Below are 21,791 nucleotides of genomic sequence, written 5' to 3'. Positions count from 1 at the left end.
CGCATTGTATTAATTAGGCTTTTCCATTAGATAAATCGTGCATTGCTGATCTATTTAATTCTGAGCTGATAAAATGCTCAGGAGAATAAGCACTTGAATTAAATGCGGTGTCTGTGTGGCGTGTGCCGTCGTTGCCCATAATAGCAGCCTGTGAATTTGGTTCATAAAGCGAACTATTAAGTCCTTCTGTATTTCCAGAAAGTGAGTAGTCTTGCACGCGTGTTTCACCGTCTTTTAAGTTTGGATCGGCAGCACCTAATGGAGAAACGAGCTTATCTTCTTCACCATTGTTCATATAGAATCCGCTACCTTCATTCGTTTGTCGGAACTGTAATGTAGCATCGGGATAGGTCGCCGCAATCTCTTGTAACGTAATACCCGCTAAACCACCATCACCTGTAGAACTTCGTATCAATTCGTCTGATACGCCACTCATTTTTTCACCGATTTGGCGACCTGCGTTACCCATGCCAAGCATTGTTCCGAACGACTCGCCCATGTTTCCGTAAAGGGTTCGTTTATCTTGCATGTTATTTAAATCAAGAGATCCAGATTTAACGTTGCCGCGAGTATCCATAAGCCCTTTTGCACCTGCAACAACATTACGAGCAGTTTGTAAGCCTTGATTCCCCGCCATTTGACCGAGATTTCCACCGAGAGCCATACCGCCTCCGCCAACTACAGAGCCAGCCATTGTGCCAGCCACACGTCCTGTAAGACCTGCAATAGTTTTAAAAGTACCAAACGTATTACCGCCGTTTGCAAGAGCCGAAATTTTAGACGAACCAATACTTGCTGCCTTACCTAATTTCCCACTGCTTGAATTCGCTAATTTTGCTATCTGATTGCCCGAATTACTCGCCTTATTGACTGCCATATTTACACCACTCGTCACACGTTGACCAGCTTGAACAGCAGTTGAAGCCGCACTAAATGAGAACAACGTCATAGCCATTGAGCTAATTGGTAGGAATAAAATTAATAAGAACAGCTCGAATATTTCCGAAACCTTATCAACATCAATCATGATTAAAATAGCAGCAAAATATAAAGCATGAAATGCCTGCATGAGCACCACGCCCGTAAAATCAAGTAACCATCGCATAAACACTTTTCTCGTTGAAGGGAACAATAGACACACAATCGCAAAACCGCCAAATATCATATACACAGCGATTAAAAACAATCGAAATACATAGACAACATTTAAGAACAAAATCATGATCCAGTTAGCAAGCAACAGAATAATATCCATAAATGTAAAGCTATCTTTTTCAGCAACTATATTCAGCGCACCCGATGGATTGATTCCTTGCTTATCTAATACACCTTTAATATCCGAAACCAGCGCTTGATTAAATTGTAGGAAGTATTCAACACCGATCCAATAGCCAACTAATAGCGCGGCTACCAGCATAAAGTACAATAATTCTTCGCCTAGTCGGAAACTAGCATTAACCATTAACTTTAGACCAATAATCAAGATTGCTAATGTATAAAGTAAAACTGAAGAACCCGTAAACATATTAAATAATGGCTTAACGACAGTGTCATAAACTTTTGTAGGGAAAACGCCAAACGTTAAATCTACGCCATTTACTAATTTGTTTATGGTGCCCCCTTGAAACCAAGTGCAATAAGGATTACCAAACACAAGTTGATTCAAGGTATTGAGGCCGAACAAATTCATGACGACCTCAATTGCGTCAAGCATAAACTTTTCGATTAAGTTAGCGTATTCTTCACGAAATTCATCGAACTTCTTTTGAACGTCTTCTTCTTCGTAAGTTGGCTTTTCGCATTTTTGTTTAGTTTCTTCACCGTTTTCGGCATAGGCTGTACTCATGCTAATCGGACTTAAAAATGATGGGAGTAATAAAAATAAGACAAGCAATATTTTTATATATTTATTCAAAATAAAGCCCTCCTAATTTACCCCTTTATGTCGATTACCTAATACACGATGGGCTTGTTTCACCCATGAAGCTGATTCTTTAGTTTCTGGTCGTGCTGTAAGATTACCAACATCTTTTGAAACTGCTTCGGGTCCTCTGTAAACATATGTTTCAGGGTTAAATTTCTTAGGATCGAAAGCAGAATCTTTATATCCAGTAACGCCTTCCTTTGTAACTTCATTGATAACGTCATGGAATCTTGCACCGCCAGTATTTACGATTTGTGCATCGCTTGTACGCATTAACGCATCAGTTGAACCTGGTAAACCTGCAAGCTCTGGACGTTCAAATGATGAACCACCGTCATTAGTGCTTGTAGAAGGTGAAGCCTCAACATTTGTTGGTATAGCTTCCGCCGTAGTTGTTGGTACAGACGATGTATCGAGTGTCGATTGTGAAATCGTAGGAAGCTCATTTAAACCTGCTACATTCTCAAATGCGGAATCCGACGATGTAAATACAGGACTTTCACTATCTGACGTTTGAACCGGTGACGATGTATCTGCTGTTGTGCCTCCAAATGTTGACGTATCTAATGAAGAATCCCCAGATACCGATGTTGCCATTGGTGATGATGTATCAACTGTTGTTTCACCACTGATTGACGTATTCAATGGAGAATCGCCAGATACCGTTGCTGTCAATGGTGATGATGTATCAACTGTTGTGTCGCCACTGATTGACGTATTCAATGGAGAATCGCCAGATACCGTTGTAGCCATTGGTGATGATGTATCAATTGCACCACTTGAAAGTGTAGAACCTTCTAAAGCGCTTTTCGGCATACTTGCCACTGAACCAACAGGCTCACTTAATGGCGATTGCCCTACATTTTCACTACTTGTAATAACTGAATTTCCTAACGCATCTGATAATGAAGAATTACCTGCATTAATTGGGTCTTTTCCAGCTGTAGCCGTATAAGAGCCATTTGCTTGTAATTGATAGTCTTTAGACGGATCAGCTAAATTGAAGTCCATAACACGTGCTTGTCCGTTTGCAAGGCTTGTGTCGGCGGAACCTGTCAGACCGACTTGTTGCCAACCTTCCGCACCCTTCATGTACATAGCAGAACCTTCATTTGTTTGTACAAACTTCATATCTGCGCCAGGATTAAGTTTCCCTAGTGCATCGTAAGACATTGGAAGTGCCTTACCGTTACTATCCACTAAACCTAACGAAGCACTATTCATCGCAGCTAAGTTCGATGTGTTTCCCCCGATACTCGACATTAAATTACGACCAATCGCGGCACCTTTTTGACCTGCTAACATTAAGCCGACTGATTCACCGATTGCCCCGGCAAAATGACGACCTTGTGAAGCAACTGCGAAATCACTACCGGCTTTACCGGCAAGTAGAGAACCTAAACTTACGCCAGATTGTGAAGCAAATTGTTTAGCTTGCGATATTGTATTTGATAAACCGGCGATACCCGTTCCGATATTCATACCTATTTGTGGGATACCACCGCCAATTGCTTTACCAATTCCGGCCCCGACTGCAACACCCGCTGGACCCGCAACCATGCCGGCAACACTACCGGTAGCAGCACCCATTGTAGACATTGCATTCTTCACCGCACTAAACGCTGGAGAATTTTGACCTGTTGCAGCCGTAGAAAGAGCTGTTTGCATTAGATCACTACCGGAGTTTGTCGCAAGCTCTGAAAGGCTAGAACCTCCAACACTTCCGTCAGAGTTGATTGTATTGCTTGAATTACCCAAGAAACTGCCGCCACGTAGTACATTACCTGCTTGTGAAGCTACCATATAGGTACTCATGATACCGCCCAAGCCAAGCATACTCATTGTCATACCTGTTTTCGTTGCACTATCCCCAAATTGCAATAACTTAGAAAGCAATCCACTGACAGGAATAAACATGATTAATAGACAGATTTTAAAGAATGTACCCGCACCTGCAGCTGAAAATTGAACGATGGTAAATAAAACTATGGCATGTATAGATTGCAGGAAAATATTCCCTGTTAATTCCTTCAGCCACGTTACGAAAAATCCGCGAGTTTTATTGAATAGTAGACTGTAAATCGCGACAAACCCAATTGCCATAAGAATTAAAATAATAACCTTACGTGATATATAGATAAAGTTGACGACGACAGAAAGCACCCACTCAACCGCAATTAGAATCATTAACGGTGCAAACCCTAACCCAATGCTATAATCTTTCCATGAAGCAGCTATCGAAATCGCTTTAAAGTTAGCGTCTGGAATTAGGTCTTTAATGCTTAATACAATGGCTGCATTTGCTTCAAATAATAGATTTATGAGCCAGTCATAACTTACATAAAGCAATAATACAAACAGAATCATTTTCCATGAGTTGAAAAATTCATCAAGCGCGGCACCGCGCATTGGCGTAGCCATTAGCTTTAAAGATGAAATTAGGATTGATAGAACGATCATTAAAATTGCTGCGCCTTTAAAAATATTCATTAAAGGATTAATAATTTTGTCCATTTCTTTATCCGTAAAAACACCGTTACTCGACATTTTCACATTCTTATCTTCATTCCATGAACAGTACGGGTTACCAAATACTAAAACACCTAAACTATTAACATCACCAATTTTGAAGAAGTGTTGGCTTTGTGAAGCGATAAAGCTTTCAACCATGTTGGCATCTTCTTCTTTAAACTTATCAATCTCAGTATTCAAGTCATCGGATATTACGGGTTCACCACAAGCAAAAGACTCAAATGAAAATGTTTCTGCAGCACTAGTTGGTGAAGCATTAAATACGAAACCAACAGCAATGATGGTTATTAATGCAAATATAACTTTGTTGGCATACTTCATTTAACTACCTCCCGCCATTAACGAGAGCATCAACTGAAATGTTTTGGTTCGTATTGATATAGCGCCATTCGGAAGGTGTTGGCACTGATTTAAAGTAAACAATTTCCTTACCGGCTTTTAAAATAACGTCGCCTGTTTCAGCTGTACGGATCATACCGCCGACATCATCCGAGAAACGGAAGGTCTTTAAGATTGGCTCAATATCTTGGTCTGGCTGTTTCATAAATGCGACGGTGCTAAGTTGCGAAATAACATCTTTCGCATCACGAGAAATTTCAAACTTCTCATACCGTTGTGAAACGAGTGTTAAAGATACGTTCCACTTACGACCGCGCGCGGATAAAACTTTAAAGAAATCAACCATTGACGGATAATCAAGCATCATCCAAGCTTCATCTTGAATTACTCGTTTTTTAGTTTTTGGGTCATTTACAATGAAACGGTTCCAGATCCACGTCATTAATACGTGCTGTGCCAATGCTCGCTCTCCACCTTTAGTAGATAGCTTCGAAATATCGAAATCGACAATGGCTGCTTTGTCTAATGCGTCCTCTGGCATTTTTTCACCTGTAGAAGTAATAATGTTCGTTTGACAATCGAATAAACCAAATACATTCCCATGAACAAAACTCTTAATAACACTTTCGATTAAGCCGAGTCCCGTTTCCCCTTCAGCATTTTTCTTTTGGATCAACTTATAAACATCGGAAACCTGTGGCATACGCTTATAACGGCGTTCATATGTAATCTCACCTGTATCACTAATAACATCGACCGTTTCATATAATGAGTCCGGTTGCTCTGTAATACGTGCTACATCACGATACAAGTACCATAAGATCTCGTCTAAAGCATTTAGCTCATAAGGTGTAAGGAATGGTTCAGTTGGATAAGCAGACTCTTTCATTACTTTAAAGAACTCAATCATTTCTTTTACTTTTTCATGTAAGTTTACTTTTTCAACAATGTATTCGTCTGGTTGATATCTGTTCATTACTTCTTTTTCTACATAAATATCAAACGGATTGATTTGACTTGAAGCTTCTTTGGATTGCTCACTTCGTAATTCAATAACAACCCCACCGAGAGCATATGTAAGGCCGCGATACTCAGGCTCAACATCAATGATTACCACTTTACCGATACCATCCATGAAGCCTCGCCCGATTAATTGCTTAACGAATACCCCTTTACCCGCCCCGGACTCACCAAAAATGCCAAGGTTATAGTTTGTTAATTTACGGTCAAAGTTATTGAAATAAATGTATTCGTTACCGAAAATTCCGATTGGCATACCGCCATCGTGATTTAATGTTGACGATAAATGCGGGAACAATGCTGTTACACCTGTACGGTCAATGTTTCGGTATGAACGTTTAATGTAGTTTGTAGCTAGAGGCATTGTTGATAACCAACCCTCTTTTTCGCGGTCGTAACAGTTTACAAGTTCAAGTCCGTTACCAGAGGCCGCCGTTTCTAAATTGACACTCGCTTCATTCAGATCATCTAAATTAGGTGCATAGATTGAATTTGAAACACTTACATAGTACAAACCATTTTGATTCAATCGAATTTGCTCACGTAAAAATTTAGCATCGATGTATTCTTGGCGTACCGCGTCAATTTTCCCCTGGTCGCCACGTTTTTGAGCACTATAAATAACGGCTTCAAATTCATCCATTTTATCTTTTAACTTACGAACAGCTTCGGGTTTCGATATTGGATCGACATGAATTGAAACATCCATATCCCCGCCTTTTAACAATGGTTCAAGCCAGTTTACACCTACAGTAGATGGATACCCACTTGGCTTTAAATAAGAGGCGCGGCCATAACGTTTACTTCCCAAACCAACTTGCATTTCAAAATGATCATCGTTGAATTTAATCCCCTCATTCGAGATATTATCCATTAACGATGGCTCTACTACGTCTAATTCAGGATTAGCTGGTTCAGGAATCGTAGCTTTTTGAAACTTGCGTGGCTGTCCTTCTTTTAATTTCTTTCTGCCAAACATAGTTACTTAACTCCTTTATAGCCCTAGTCTTATTTATCAGACCAAACATCCATAGACATTTCTTGTTCAGGCTCGATTTGTTGATTGTGTACATTTTGTTGCGGTTCTACAGGCGGTGGTGATTGAACAGACTGTTTCGGTTGAACAGGCTGAGTCGGCTGTAAAAACGGTTGTGATTGTACAGATTGTTGTTCCATTGATTCTTCAACAGCAAGTACCTCGTTCATTTGATTAAACTGCTCATAATCAAATGTCAGTTCATCATGCTTTTCAGCTGCCTCCACGTTAAACTGCTCGTTATATTCGTAATAAAGCTCTTTAAATGCCTCTGGATTAGTGACTAAGCTTTCGAAGTCTGGCAATGTTGTTACATCCATTGAGACGAAATGAGATAATTTTTCCTTGTCTAACACATCATTCATTGGATGAATTAACATACGGTCACGATTCAATGCTCGTTTGAATACTTCTGCAGTTTCAATTGTGCTAAGGAGTTGAGCATTTACTTTGGCACGACGTAAAGCTGAACGGATGATCTCGGCGCGGCTCCAAACATTCTGATAAATGATTTGCTCACGTTGCTCAGGCGTTAATTTGGCCATTTTAGATGGCTCATACGCATACTTAACGATGTAATAGAAACGCAACGTAATACGGAAATCATTTTCTGTTACGTGTTGAATATGATTCAAAACGTCGCGGTTGTATTCCGCTGCGTGTGGGTTCACTTTACTTAAATTCTTTTCAAAGCGTAATCGTTCTTTTGAGAAGTCCTGTGGTACGGCTTGCCCTAACATTTGGAATGGGAAAGAAACCATACTGTAAAGTTGCTGATAACCTTCAAGTATCGCTTGACGCTCAGAAGGTTGTAGTAAATGGAAGTTTACAAAGTCTGTACTTAAAATTGCGATATACTCATTCTTTTCACGAGTGATAACGCTTTTTTCAATATTCTTGATTTCAAGTAAATCCATAATCGATTCATGGTCCAGATCGTCTTTAGCTTGAATCTTAGCTAAGTTCGCCTCGTCTTTAGTTGGTGCTGCTGTATTTGTATTAGTCGGACCACCCATAGCTTGCTCAGCTAGGAATTGTCGCCGTTTCCAACCAAAAGCGGGCTCGTTGCGGTCCATTCGCTTTTTAGCGATAAATAAAAATACTAATGTTACGATCATTACAATGAATGAGCCGTATAATAAGTAATTAGTCCACATTGGAGTACCTCAATTAATTCGTATATATTTTTTTAGATTTGATAAAGTTGAATTTACGTACTACAAATTCCGATAAGTAGCAATCGTACTTTTCCATTCGGACAAATGCGAGAGCAGCACTTACACCAGCGAATACAATTCCAACTGTAATTTTTATTAATATTGGCAATGGTAATGAAATTGACAATAACAGCCATGCAACATTAATGGGGAAAAGTAAAAGCAACTGTCGAATAGACAATACGGCTAACACGGTCTTTTGTTCTTCAGTAAAGTTTACGGGTAATTTAACAGCCATACTTAGAGTTCCTTTCGAAAAGAGGCAGGCAACTGAACTGTCACCTGCCTAGATTAAATATGATTATGAACAACTATTGGTTATCTTATTTGAATAAACCTTCAATTGTTGTTTTAAATAAGTTTGCACCGAAGAAGATAACTGCACCTGCGACACATGAGAATAGCGCAGTCCACCATTTACCGATATTTTTCGGACTGATTGAGCCGAACATGATACATAATGCAATGATTAACACAGCAAGTACAAATACTGAAGCACCAACCCCTGTAACAGTAGTAATCACTTTAGTTAAGAAGGTATCAACATTTCCTGTTGCTTCATTTAAAACTAAGTAATCCATATTCATCATAGACTTCATTGTGATTCACCTCCTTTTAAGACCAAAAAAAGAGCACCGCGAATAAACGGTATAAAAATACCATTAATTCGCGGTGCTCCCGCTTGATTATAATATTATGTAATTGAAAAAATTATGGAGTCCTGACTATTATACGTGTCATGAACTACTCACATTATCTCAAGATAACATAGCATTGTCAATCAATTTTTATTAATATCGATTTTTAGTTTTTGACGGTCTTTCATTTTTAAAATGAACTTCTTCGTCAAATGTTAATGAATATCGAGAATTGAACTTACCTGCATCCGTCTGCTCAATTTTGAATTGGAAGCGTAATGTACCGTAAGCAATTTTATCAATGTGTAAAATACTACTAGCAATTAGATAAGAAAAAACGCGATAATCCTTTACTGAAAATTCAGGTGTTGGAACAGGATTTTCTTCATTATCGTAAGCACTTTCTACCTCCATTGAGTTTAATGCATTACGTTGAAATGTGATTTTACCAATGTGACCATCACGAACAAAAACCGATAAATAACCCGGCTTATCAATAACAATGGATTTTCTAAAACTTTCAAGCGTATTTAATTTAGATTTTAATTCCTCAGATAATTCTTCATTTGGAATTTCGGACAAAAAGAAATTCGACACTCGTAACCCTCCTAAAGCAAATTAAAAAGAAGTTGTAGCATTACAGTAATATAGTTCTATTTTAAAGAAGCCTATAAGACAATAATACTAACCGCATATATAGTAACGTTTATCAGTATAGTAAAACGGGTAACTCAATACAAGATGACAGGAAACTGAATTGTCAGAATCGTTTATTAGTACTTTATAAACGTTGTCTATATAAGGGTTAAGCTTATTAAAGCAAACCTCTTCCAACTTAAAAAAATAAGAAAGACCTATTCTCTTAAGTTGAAAGAGGTACAAAAGTACCCCTTTCAAATTATCTACACAGCTTGTTCGTTTATAATTGGGAATGCATCAGAATAACCACTTTCAGCGGTATCAGCATCCTCTAAATTAATCACTCTAAAACTATTATTTGGTAATAATAACCCCTTTAGGATTAGTAAGTCATCTTCTCCACATACAATTTCTTGCTCATATGACAGTTCTAAAACGCCATCCAGCATGCCATTTTGTAATTTCCCAACAATGATACTAGTCTTATTAACCTCTAAATCTGAGATTGTATTGGTAATAAGAGCAGCTACATTCTGTCCTACTTCATGGCTTTGTGAAGTAACTTTATCTGTTTGTGATACATCGTTGAAAAGCTTATCAAGTTGATCATTAATATCTCCCGTTAATACAGTAGATTCAAAGTCATTTGAAGAAGCAAACTTATCTTTCATTTCTTTATAAAGTTCCGTATGATCTTCTCCAGGTTCAAATTGTGGCTTTTTAGCAAAGTTCCAATCAGAATTTATGACTCTTATTTTTGTTGATTCAAAGTCAATATCAACACTAGCTTCAACTAACTGGCTGTTATTTTTTGAAACAGGCGTAACACTAGGCTGTGCCTGTGTTTGTACATGCTTCACGCTAGTACGTCCATGCAACTTTGCATCTACAACATCCTCTACCGTTCTACGAATAACGCGGTTGCGGTTAGCATATGAAAAAGCATGGCCAAAACCGTATAATAGCATTCCACCAAACGTAACAACAAAAGCAACAATCTCTAACATAATCTTCTCTCTCCTTAAAAATGAAGAGGCGCGGAGTGCACCTCTTACCTAAAATAGTGATGTTTGAGCTAAATTAACTTTAGATTTCCGACCGCGCTTTGGCTTCGGTGCAACAAGTTCCTTGCTATCTAAAATGATTAAGTCAAAATCGTCGTCATTATTAAATAATGGATCAATGTCCTCTGTAATCGCTTCTTCTGATACATTGTTTACTGCAGGTTCAATTTCCTCCGGAACAGCTTCAACAGGAACGTCGATAGCAACAGTTTCATTTTCTTCTGTAACCGGCTCAACATTTAAGTCGATGGCTACAGCTTCATTTTCTTCTGTTTCTTCTGTTTCTACATTCAAGTTAAACGCTACAGGTTCAGCTTCATCTGCAATAGAATTAATGTTTAAATCAACCAGAACAGGTTCAATTCCCTCTGCTGCAGGTTGAATATCTAATTTAATTGCAACAGATTCAGTTTCCGTTGTAACCGGTTCAATATGTAAAACAACCCCTACAGATTCGCTTTCCTCTGTAATTGTTTCATCCACATCATTGTTTGCTACGGGTACGATAGCCTCTTGATCAATCGTAATATCAAGCGATACAGGTACATTTGCAACTGCAACTGGCTTCACATCAGATTCAACAATTTCAGGCTCGGTTTCCTCTGCGACTTCTTCCTCTATAGGCTCGTCTACAGTTACAGGTTCATCGTCCTCATTTTCATTATCTAAATCCTCGACAGGTTCTTCAGCTGCAATCGAAGCTAAAACGGATTGAATGTTTTCGCTCTCATTTTCGCCTGACGCAATATAATCCGTATCATCAATTAATGTTTCAACGAAAGCCGCGACTTGATCTTCCATTTCAACATCAACAACATTTAACAGTTCAAAGTGGATAGCCCCCGAACGGTCAGGATTTACAACGTCATACTCGACTTTAATGTTATGAAGGTCTTTTAACTTTTCACGTTGGTTAAAAAGATTCCAGCCAACAATTTCAATGTGGCTTAACAATTGGTCCCGGTATGGCAAGTAATCAATTTTCTCATTCGGTACAAAACTCTCCGTAAATACTTGTAATATGAAGTGTTCCATATATTGACGGTAAAAAAGATATTTGCTTGAACCATAAGATTCATTCCTTAAAACTAACACTTCATCTTCTTCATATTCCTCACTGTGATACCTTGAATTATCAAGGTATTCTAAAAACCATTGAGGGTACGTATCGGGCACAACAACAAAAAATGGGTCATTTCGTTTACCGAAATTGGGAATGAGCGCAATCGGCTCAAAATCCCATCTTTTCATTTCTGTTGATCTTCCTTTACGCTTTCTGCTGTAACTCACATATACTTTATGATCATTTTTCTCATATAACATTGTCATTTTTCGTTATCTCCTTAAACCGCATTTTCATAATCATCACGTGACGTTCCGCGTGACAACATTTCTCGTGCGAATGCTTCATAATCGAGTGTGGCTGATTGAGCTACATTTTGACCCTCGAACTCTTTTGCAACTTCCGCAAAATCAAGCTCTTGTCTGTCAATCGCCATATCAACACCGCTTTGTTTCGAAAGAATTAAGCTGTGCATATTGGCTTCAATCGTGTCAATTGTGATCAACCAAGTAATTTCGACTTCTTCACGTTGCCCTAAACGGACAGCGCGGCTATAACATTGCTCAATTTTCTTGGCGTTATAGTCAAGGTCGAAAAGTACAACACTTTTAGCTTCTGTTAGTGTGTAAGATTATTACGATAGGTAAGAGTATTCCGCAGCATTACCTGTTAGGAACTCTTTTCCCCCGTCTCACACGGTACGTGAACCTTTCGATTCATACCGCGCTCCATCAATGCAGGTTAGTATTATCCATTAACTTTCTCTCTAAATTTAATGAGTCTTTTATAAGTTTGTGTAGTTAAGATATTAGAGTAATCTTCTTTTGAATGAATCATCTTGTGACATGGTATATGGACTGTCGCGAGATTGTTGACGCGATTAAGTAACTCGATAGGTAATTTCGGGCTGATATGATGGAAATGAACATTGTCCGTTTCCGCTTGCAATCCGCAAACTCTGCACTTACCTTTGTCTCTATTGAAAGCGTAAGCCTTATTCATAAAGTATTCGAAGTTATACCGTTTGGACGTTCTACCTGTGGCTATCAGTTTAGATGTGTGTAATTTCAGTACATCATCTGCTCTGGCTAATGTAGGTACTTTTCCTGTCCTTTTTTCGTATAATTTTCGGCCTTCTACTGAATATGGTGTTTCCGCTTGTGTTTTGAGCGTGTTTTCTTCAAACCTACAGAAGTCCAACGCTGTTACTCCAATTTTCATGTTCATATGTTCAATGTATGCAACGTATGATTTGTATTTGGAGTGAATTGAGATAAGGTTATTGGTTTCGTTTGCAGGTCCCCAATCACCGCCGAACTTCTTTAATGCTTTGTAGGCGGCGTACTTAATTTTTGGTGCATATTTGGCAAGGTCTTTGTTTACTCGACTAGATGCTTGATAGTAGTTAATCGTGCCTCTTATTGACGAGTTGATACGGTTAATTTCATGTATTAATCCGTCCTTGTTCTCCAATTTAAAGTGTCTTAGATTCTTCACCTTTTTATGCAACTCATTAGCTTTCGCTTTAAGTCTAATCGGGTCCGGTCTACTTGTAGGTAGCCATCCATATCTGATTGCCTTCCAATCTTTCTTACTTTTATCTCGTCTGACTTTAAAGTGAAACCCCAGAAACTTGATTGGCTTTTTGCGAATATTCGTGATTACAGTTTTTTCATGTGACAGTTCGAGTTTGAGCTTGTTTTTAAGGTACTTATCAATCCGGTACTTAAATTTCTCAGCATCACTCTTGTTCTTGCACATAAGTACCCAATCGTCTGCGTACCTTATTAGGTAGCATGGTTTGAGTTTACTGTATCGCTCTAATGCGCGGTTCTTCCTTTTATCAACGCTTATCTCTGGGTTCATCTTCTTGTTTTCCCATTCGCGGGTAATCCATTTATCCATTGCATCTAGGTAGGCGTTTGCTAATAGTGGGGATAGGATACCTCCTTGTGGAGTGCCTATTTCTGAACGATTAGTAACGTTCATGATTCCCGCTTTGAGCATTTGTTTAATAATCATTAAAACCCTTTTATCCCTGATACCGAGTCCCCATAACCGTTTAATTAATATGGTGTGGTTTACATTGTCGAAAAAGCCCTTAATATCTCCTTCTACAACCCAATGATGTTTAGCGTGATAGGCAACATGGGCAACTCGTGCCATTGCCATATCTGCTTGTCTCATTGGTCTAAATCCGTATGAATGCTCGAAGAATTGAGCCTCTAATATTGGTTCGATTACGATTTTTATACATTGCTGTACTATTCTATCGATCATTGCCGGAATACCGAGAGGACGCATTTCTTTCTTACCGGGTTTAGGTATATGAACTCTTTTCACTGGGATAGGTTCGTACCGATTAAATGCCTCTTTGACACGTTTTATAACACTAAGATAATCCTTTTCCAAAAAGTGAATTCTAATGTCCTCATTATCTGTTCCGCTAGTTAAACTGCCTGAATTAGCTTTCAGTTTGTGCATTGCGGTTACGATAACTATGTCAGATTGAATAATTTCAAGTAGATTCTTGAAGTTGGGTGAATTCCCGTCTTCAATAGCCCTCTTTGTGTCTAGAAAGAATTTATCTAGTAAATTTCTCAATTCAGTCTCATTATTTAGAGTTACATGTTTTTGCACCGTTGAAATCACTCCTTTCGAGGAAATCATTGGCTTAAATCAGTTATGCTCAATGGCTTCCATATATCGAAAGTAATGATAATACTGTTCCTTTTTATTGAAATGCTAAGTTTCAAGCATTGACTATGCCCCTTCGCTCCGCATCCATTACAGATGTTTCAACACTACTACGGGCTGCTGCCACTAAGATTAAACAGTCATTTCCTACTGTTGAGGAACTTCGGATTTTACACTCTTTAACATTTCCTTCTTAGCTTCCTTTGTTCCGATGAATCTAGCTTTTATCATAATGACCTTAGCTTCCCTCTATAACCCGCCAATCATCTCTTCGTCCATTGTTGGAGGACTTGAGACTCTAATCCCTTGCTGGATTAGTTCAGAAAAGTGCGCGAGCAGATACCCTTTTTCCGAGATTGGACCTCACTAGGAGGCATATATCTTCTTTATTAGATATATCAAACGTTTCGAGCCGTACATCCGAGGATTCGTTCCAACGCTTCTGCGTTCTCTAAGCCTAGGTGGTTAATTCCACTAGTCATTTTATAGCCCCCCGCATACTTCACTAACCGCTTCACAGGTCTGTTTTTCTGCGCCTTCAGCGAGCTCCCATACGATTGTCTGTAAACAACTTTCGCACGTCGCAGTTCTTAGGGTATTGGATAGCCAACATTCTTTCCAGACAGGAACTTCCCCTATCAAAATCAATTCATCAGTTAGATATTTATAATAAATATCCTCTAGTTTTATTCTTTGTCTCCAAAGAGGTTGTCTAGAAACAAAGCACACCGGCTCCTGTCTTCATCGTCATAACTAAGCACGATAACGGGTCTTTCGGATCTTGGAATCGACGTAGCAATTCATGGCGTTCATGCATTGGTACGCTGCCATGGATATAGCCAACTTCATAACCTGGAGCAACCATGTTTAACAGCACACCTAGTTCTTCACACGTTTTTTTATGAGCCGTAAAGATAAGCATTTTACGGTTCATCATCGCTTCTTGCTGAATTTTATCTTGAATAAATTGCAGTTTTGAAGGTGTTTCGTCATTTTGTACATAGTCCGGGTGCAACCAAGGGCATGATGCCGTTTGACGTAGTTTACCTAACCATTGAGAAATCTCAATTGACGAGTATTTACTACGTACACCTTTCATACGAGCTAGCGCTAATTCGTCCTCATACATTTTGAACCATTCACCAAAATCTTTAAGCGTTTGAGCATATACTTCTTTTTCGTTCTCATTTTGAGCAACGTGTAAACGACGGTGAACAGGCTTTGGAATACGGATTACATTCGCAACATCATCATCCGTTTTTTTACGGCGATACATGACTAAATCGAGTAAGCTCCATAATTCCTGAGTAGATGAAACACGACTACTAATAGCTGTGCTATCCATTAAAGCCTTTTTATCCGCGCCTCCGTAAATTGTTTTGAAACAACGCTCTCCATAAGTACCAAATGCCTCAAATGGCTCTAATTGAATACGATTCCAGAAATGAACCTTGTCACCGAGCATCCAAGCAAGTAACCAAAACAGATCACTGGCTCCGTTTTCAGCTGGCGTACCGCTAATAACAACGCGTGTACGAGTTTTAATCGCCATGATTGATTTGCAACGAGTTGTACTACCATTCTTGAATAGATGGCCTTCGTCAACTGCTGCTGCCTTATATGAACGATTAAAATACTTGAACAATGGCTTTCTACGTAAAATTAATTCAATCGTGCCGTCCTCTAAAGTTTTGGTTTTCTTTGTTTCTGAAGCCCAACGCTCATAAGAAACTAAATGAATACGTTTAGTGCTCTTCATATCACTTGGATTATGAAGGACGATGTAATCATCGGCTAAACCTAGGTTCTCAATTTCAGCTTCCCAGTCACATAGGTTACGTGACATTGTAACGATTAGGATTTTAGTATTTGAAGGATCTGCATATAGCCCGGCAATTGTTGTGCGCGTTTATAGTGATAGGTAACTCTTTGAAGTAATCTCCAAGTTTTCCCCCACCCCACACCGTGCGTGCGACTTTCATCGCACACGGCGCTCCATCAATTATGTGTATGTTACGCATTTACAACCTCCATTAGCGTTACTGCTAATGACGGTAGCTTTCTCTATTATTAACTAGTTTTCATTCACTCAACTTTTTTGTATTTTCGTATTGTTTTCTGTATTTTAGTAGCTTCTTAGCACCTGCGGGGCTTAGTTGTAAGCTTGGGTCATTGTTGGAGTGCAATAGTTTGTGGCACCTCTTACATAGTGATGCGAGGTTGCTCACTTTGTTGATTAGATTAGGCGGTAATTTGGGATTCACATGATGCGATTCAAAATTAGCCCAAAGTTCTAAACTACAACATTTACACTTACCTTTATCTCTTAAATATGCATACTCACGATTCATTAGATATTCAAACGTTAAACGGAATTTGTAGGTGTGCTTATTAGCAAAGCCATGTAGATTCTGTCTTTCCAGTTGTTTTAGTTCGTAAATGGTACCGTTCCTTAACAATGGCAGTTTCTTGTTTGAAGCTCTCTCGTAAATCTTCCTTCCTTCTTCTGTGTACGGTGTCATTCGGTGGTTAATCCTAAATGCGTCAACACTGTGCGTAAAGCCAAATTTGGTGATAGCCATGTTTGTTTCCCCGATTTTGAGGAAGAAAATTCTATCTCGCCTATTTTCATGCCTTGCCGCGCAGTTGCTGGAGGTGTTTGCTTTAATAGTAAGCTTTCGAAACCTTCCTCTGTTCCCGTTGAGATACTTAACTGTTTTCCATGTTTGGTACAGTAATCGGTTATCCCATGATTTAAAGAAGTTAGTACAATTTGAGTATTTATAGTATTCAGCGATTCCTACTATTTTTGAATTGATTCTTTCAATCCCTAATGCTCGGTCTTCCTCATATTTCGTTCTCCATCTTAGCCTCTTAATTTCTTTGGAAACTTCAGCTAATTTAACTTTGACTTTTTGATTGTTGGGTATAAACTTCCCAACAATTTTGTCTTGGTACCGTGACTTTTCAGCGAAGAACTCAAACCCTAAGAATTTGGCTCTTTGTTTGCGGATGTCAGTTATTAGCGTTTTTTCCTCCGATAAATCGAGTTTCAATTGAGCTTTGAAATATTTTGTGACGTATCTCAAAACAGATTGTGCTTTCCATTTAGTGTTGCAAAGGATAACCCAATCGTCAGCGTATCGGATCAAGAATACTTTCTTGCCTGATTGCCCTAGTTTTGCTCGTTTGTCAGCTACGAGTTTTCCGTTTTTAGAGTAGCTATATGGATTTTCCATGTACATTTTGTTAATCAAGTGGTCGAAGTTGTTTAGATAGGCATTGGCTAGTAAAGGTGATATTATTCCACCTTGTGCCGTTCCTACATCGGTAGGATATAGCCTTTTATCTTCTTCAATTACACCAGCTTTAAGCATTTTCTTGATAATCGCTAGAACACGTTTATCTCGTATGCCTAGATTCCAAAGTATTTCAACCATTTTATTGTGATTGAGGTTGTCGAAAAATCCTTTAATGTCACCTTCTATAGCAAAGTACGTATGGCTTCTGTTAATCCTATCGATTATTTCAGCCATTGCGTGACTTGCTTTCCTGTAAGGTCGATACCCGTATGAATGGACGTAGAATTTAGCTTCAAGAATTGGTTCAATTACTATGCGAACGACTTCTTGAATAATTCGGTCAATCATGGTCGGTATTCCTAAAGGTCGGGTTTTACCGTTTGCCTTGGGAATGTTCTTCCTTTTAATAGGTAAGGGGCTATAGTTTTTAAGGTGCACATTAACAAGTGAAATCAATTCTTTGTATGGCATATTTAAATAGTAGTCAATGGTATTTCCGTCAATGCCTGCCGTTTTGCTACCCTTATTCGATTTAATGTTGTGTATAGCAGTAATAATTGTCTGCTCATTTAACATTAAGTCAATTAAGTTATAGAAAGGTTCATCGCCCTCTTTAGAGAGAGCATACATTTCATCGAGTAATTGTTTTAGTTCATGTTCAGTATTAACTAACTGTGCTTTTACCTTCACTGTTTCCCTCCTTCATTCATACATGTTCATGTATGAGTGTGATGTGGGTGAGTGAATTAACTGTTTACCTATCAAGAAATAGGTTTACACTTTAGTCGTAGAGAATAAGCTCATAATTGACTAGTGCCCTTCGCTCTGATTGGTTTATTTCTCTCTGGGGAACTTCCACAGCATTTCGTCTGCTTTATATCCACCGTCACTGAGCCAATCGTCGTCGCTACTATGACACCGCTGACTGATTTCCAACTTCGTAGCTCTCAAAAGCTCCATTGGAAACCTCTCAAACGTTCCATTATTCTTATCCCTTTATTTGAAAACCTTAGATGCCCTCTATACACCGCCACCTTGTCCTATTGCGAGATTAACCATAACTGCAATAGGCGTTGTTTCGTCGTCTAGGGAACCCGACGGACAACAGAAATTGGTTTAGGCAACAACAATTTCTCTTTAGTGGATGATAACTTGTAAAGTACGGGTAAGTTATCTCATGGGTTACGATGCGTACATATCGAGGGTTCAACTTCGTTCATCATAGTTTTCTTTTAAGGAACTCCGCCTTATTACACACAATCCGTATTATGTGTGCATTGTGACGACTTCACCTGGCTTCACACCCTCCTCGATTTGAGTTTTGGAGAGCATGCAGGAGTATCAAGTCACTGTTTATTTGGTTATTAACAGTGGTTTGGAATTTCACCAAACATATCAGAATAATAGTTGTAACAGCATTTTGCTGTCCCTGTTTTTCCCGTTGTATCAACGGTTATACAGAACGTTTCGCACTCCCGAGGCCCATATCCATCCCATTCAATAAACGTTTACGTGAACCGATAAGCGCGGCTCCTTCGATCTGATAATCGAATAATTTAGTCGTGTCATGTAACACGCCGCCAAAACGTTCTACTACTCTCGCATAGCTACGAGCATAAGCGTTTGTTTCTTTATGCTCGGCAATTGGTGTGTTGAAATCATCATAAGTACGACGCGTTTTTTTGAAGTCTTTATTTAGCTCGTCGAACCCGTTAAGAGTTACGTTTTTAGCTAAAAGATTTTCTATCGCTTTTACTTCAGATAAGTCCTGGACACCACGATTTAGCATGATGTTGTAGTTTAATGAAGACAGTTTTTTATAACGGTCACGTTCATGCCCTTTCATTAACGCAATGCTATGCTCAAAGTGAACACTCGCACTATTCATTAAAAAATTCACATAATTGTTTACTAAATAATCCTTTTGTTTCCCTAAAATAATCTCATTCTTTTCCTTTGATAAATTAATCTCTAACATAATCTGTTATCCTCCTTAAAAATAAAAGGAAGATACGATCTAACGTCGCATCTTCCTTAACTAAGTTAAAAGCCAATGTTATTTGCTTACTTGCCCTAACATTACTTTTACATTTTCAATTTCAATTGTTCCTGCGTCGGCAGATTCCGCTTCTAAAGTAACAGAACCTAAGAATGTAACGGGAGCGCCTGCAGCATTAATACAAATGAATACTTCATCTGATTTTAAAGCTGTTAATGCACTTTCGATCGCTACGACCGATAAAGCAAAACCCGAAGATTCCCCTTCACAAACAACGCCTAAGCTTTGTTGAAGTACATTTTCATAAATAGCTAGGTACTTACCATTGGTATGAGTAAATTTAATGGTACCTAATGCCCCTGATAATCGTTTTACGCGACGAGCAACTTCTAATAATTCGAGTCTGTCAATCTTCCAAACAAATGGAGAATTTTCATCTACATATAGTTTTGAAGTATCAACAAATTCACCGTCAATAATTCTTGTAATAATTTTTGTATTCGGTGCTTGGATTAATAGGCGACTGCCATCATTTACAAGTCCAACAGTTACAGCCTCTTTAACCAGTTTATTAACAGCTTTCATTGCTTCTTGTGGAATCGAAAAGCCTTTCGATAACCACTGACCGTCAACTACTTGATTAATAGCACGTACAGCGTCAGAAGCCTCTACAACAAGTTTTCCCTCTGCATTTGAACCAAAGTGAACACCTTTTGTAATTGGGTAAGTCGCGGCTACTTCTGAATCATTCGATGAACAGAAATGAGCGAATATACGACTGTAATAACCCCAATCAAGAGTGATTGAATCACCTTCAACCTTTGGAACTACAACAGCTTCTAACTTGCTTGCATGTTCTGTAAATAAGATCAGTCCGTTTGAACGTCCCCACTTTATAGAAACATGACCGTTTTGAATTTCCCCGAATACTGCTTCAACATCATTTGGTAAAACGCCGATTTTTAATAGCATTTCATGAGCCGATGCAATAAATTTAAAATCCTTTTTCACAATTGCTTTAACTTCTTTTTCAACTTCAACCAACGCATTTTTTAATACAAATTTTACAACTCCATTTTCAGCGATAACACCAATTGAAGCGTCTTCGTCTCTACAAAATTTCGCTGCACCTGCCATTGATTCGATAACCTCTTTAACGTCGTTTGCCTTAATATAGAACATAATAATGTTCCTCCTTAAAAATTTTATTTATTGATAATGTAAGAGAACGCAAAAAAGCACTATCAATAAATGAACAGACTGAACCCTTTGAGAGTTTAGTTGTTACACTTAAAGATAGTGCTTAAAAATATTCATTCCTTAGGAATGAATAAAAATTAAAAATTAAAAGTTACAAATATCAATACAGCAATTATACCGTAACAAGCGGTTGCTTACAACTTATTTATTACGGATTACTAACTCTAACTGCGACACATAATGCCCGTTAGAATAGAGATTCTTGCTGAAATCATTTATTAATCTATTAATCTGTAAAATTTGTTGCCAATCCATATTAGGTAAGCTGCCCCAAGCGGTAGCGTCGCCCTTTTTATGAGCTAATAACGCCTTTCCGTATGATTGAAGCAATCTCGAACTGAACAACTTCTGGTCTTTGTTTTCAAACAGTTTATCCCACGACTGAACAGAAATTAATGCTGCTGCAGGTGATTGTGTAAATAAATCTTTTACTACGGCAACCCACTGATCCAACTTTTCCTCACATTCTTTTAGTAATGCTAACTCACTTGCAAATTCAGACAATACCGCTGCGGTAGACAATTGAATATTCAATGTATCTAAATCCCCGGCAATTGAAGAAATGACAGTCGAGCCGACATTAAATGTTTGAACGCGACTCAAAATTGTATCGAGTAGCAATTCCTTATGTTCAGTTGTCATTAAAATATTTACATTCTGCTTAGGTTCTTCAAGAAATTTCAGAAGTGCATTGGCAGCCTGTGGGTTCATCTTATCAGCATGGCGGATAATGAACACTTGACCATTGCCCTCATAACTCTTTAAAGCCCCTTGATTTAATAGCTCACGAATTTGGTCCACTTTAATATACTGGCCTTCTGGCTCAATGAAAAAGACGTCCGGATGATTATTGTTAGAAATACGGTTACATGTAATACACTCGGCATTATCGCACCCACACAAAATCTTCTTACTTAACCAACGCGCAAAGCTTACTGAATCAACGCCTGCAAATAAATACGCATGACGTAGTGATTTGTCACTGATTTGTTTTTCAAATAATCGTTTTAATTCATTCATATTAGTCACCTTAAAAAAATAAGGGAATAGCTAACTATCCC

The 21,791-nt window shown here is 38.5% G+C and carries 16 protein-coding genes; all 16 read right to left on the bottom strand.

Going from position 1 to position 21,791, the window contains the following annotated elements; genetic code table 11:
* Positions 1–13: 13 nt before the first annotated feature.
* Complete coding sequence (locus MKY71_RS19690; protein WP_065217257.1) at positions 14–1,915, bottom strand: hypothetical protein; 1,902 nt, start codon at positions 1,913–1,915, stop codon at positions 14–16.
* A 12-nt stretch (positions 1,916–1,927) separates the two neighbouring features.
* Positions 1,928–4,777, bottom strand: coding sequence for a hypothetical protein (locus MKY71_RS19685; RefSeq protein ID WP_340733841.1), 2,850 nt, complete (start codon positions 4,775–4,777; stop codon positions 1,928–1,930).
* Between the two features lie 4 nt (positions 4,778–4,781).
* Positions 4,782–6,794: a VirB4 family type IV secretion system protein gene (locus MKY71_RS19680; protein WP_254865253.1), complete on the bottom strand. Its 2,013-nt coding sequence runs from the start codon at positions 6,792–6,794 to the stop codon at positions 4,782–4,784.
* Positions 6,795–6,823: 29 nt separating this feature from the next.
* Positions 6,824–8,008, bottom strand: a complete 1,185-nt coding sequence (locus tag MKY71_RS19675) for a hypothetical protein (protein ID WP_340733840.1) — start codon at positions 8,006–8,008, stop codon at positions 6,824–6,826.
* Positions 8,009–8,021: 13 nt separating this feature from the next.
* Positions 8,022–8,306, bottom strand: a complete 285-nt coding sequence (locus MKY71_RS19670) for a hypothetical protein (protein WP_340733838.1) — start codon at positions 8,304–8,306, stop codon at positions 8,022–8,024.
* Positions 8,307–8,391: 85 nt separating this feature from the next.
* Positions 8,392–8,667, bottom strand: coding sequence for a TrbC/VirB2 family protein (locus MKY71_RS19665; protein WP_340733837.1), 276 nt, complete (start codon positions 8,665–8,667; stop codon positions 8,392–8,394).
* A 192-nt stretch (positions 8,668–8,859) separates the two neighbouring features.
* Positions 8,860–9,303, bottom strand: coding sequence for a hypothetical protein (locus tag MKY71_RS19660; protein WP_340733836.1), 444 nt, complete (start codon positions 9,301–9,303; stop codon positions 8,860–8,862).
* Positions 9,304–9,608: 305 nt separating this feature from the next.
* Positions 9,609–10,352 (bottom strand): hypothetical protein, encoded by a 744-nt coding sequence (locus MKY71_RS19655; protein ID WP_340733835.1) that lies wholly within the window; start codon positions 10,350–10,352, stop codon positions 9,609–9,611.
* Between the two features lie 48 nt (positions 10,353–10,400).
* The gene (locus MKY71_RS19650; RefSeq protein WP_340733834.1) at positions 10,401–11,738 is read right to left on the bottom strand and encodes a hypothetical protein; all 1,338 of its coding nucleotides are present in this window, start codon (positions 11,736–11,738) and stop codon (positions 10,401–10,403) included.
* Positions 11,739–11,752: 14 nt separating this feature from the next.
* Positions 11,753–11,977, bottom strand: a complete 225-nt coding sequence (locus MKY71_RS19645; RefSeq protein ID WP_340733832.1) for a hypothetical protein — start codon at positions 11,975–11,977, stop codon at positions 11,753–11,755.
* A gap of 242 nt (positions 11,978–12,219) precedes the next feature.
* The gene (ltrA, locus tag MKY71_RS19640; RefSeq protein WP_340733831.1) at positions 12,220–14,112 is read right to left on the bottom strand and encodes a group II intron reverse transcriptase/maturase; all 1,893 of its coding nucleotides are present in this window, start codon (positions 14,110–14,112) and stop codon (positions 12,220–12,222) included.
* A gap of 769 nt (positions 14,113–14,881) precedes the next feature.
* Positions 14,882–16,030: an SNF2-related protein gene (locus MKY71_RS19635; RefSeq protein ID WP_445683746.1), complete on the bottom strand. Its 1,149-nt coding sequence runs from the start codon at positions 16,028–16,030 to the stop codon at positions 14,882–14,884.
* A gap of 220 nt (positions 16,031–16,250) precedes the next feature.
* A complete protein-coding gene (ltrA, locus tag MKY71_RS19630) occupies positions 16,251–18,161 on the bottom strand; it encodes a group II intron reverse transcriptase/maturase (RefSeq protein WP_340733829.1) in 1,911 nt (636 codons plus the stop codon).
* A 763-nt stretch (positions 18,162–18,924) separates the two neighbouring features.
* Entirely contained in the window at positions 18,925–19,449 is a 525-nt protein-coding gene (locus MKY71_RS19625; RefSeq protein WP_065217248.1) for a hypothetical protein, read from the bottom strand.
* 78 nt (positions 19,450–19,527) lie between these two features.
* On the bottom strand, positions 19,528–20,652 hold the full coding sequence (locus MKY71_RS19620) for a hypothetical protein (protein ID WP_340733828.1): 1,125 nt from the start codon (positions 20,650–20,652) through the stop codon (positions 19,528–19,530).
* 219 nt (positions 20,653–20,871) lie between these two features.
* Positions 20,872–21,750 (bottom strand): hypothetical protein, encoded by an 879-nt coding sequence (locus MKY71_RS19615; RefSeq protein ID WP_079524064.1) that lies wholly within the window; start codon positions 21,748–21,750, stop codon positions 20,872–20,874.
* Between the last annotated feature and the right edge of the window lie 41 nt (positions 21,751–21,791).

The organism is Solibacillus sp. FSL W7-1324, assembly GCF_038008025.1.
Lineage (GTDB): Bacteria > Bacillota > Bacilli > Bacillales_A > Planococcaceae > Solibacillus.
Note: the sequence above shows the minus strand (reverse complement) of the source record. Positions and strands in the feature narration are given on the sequence as shown.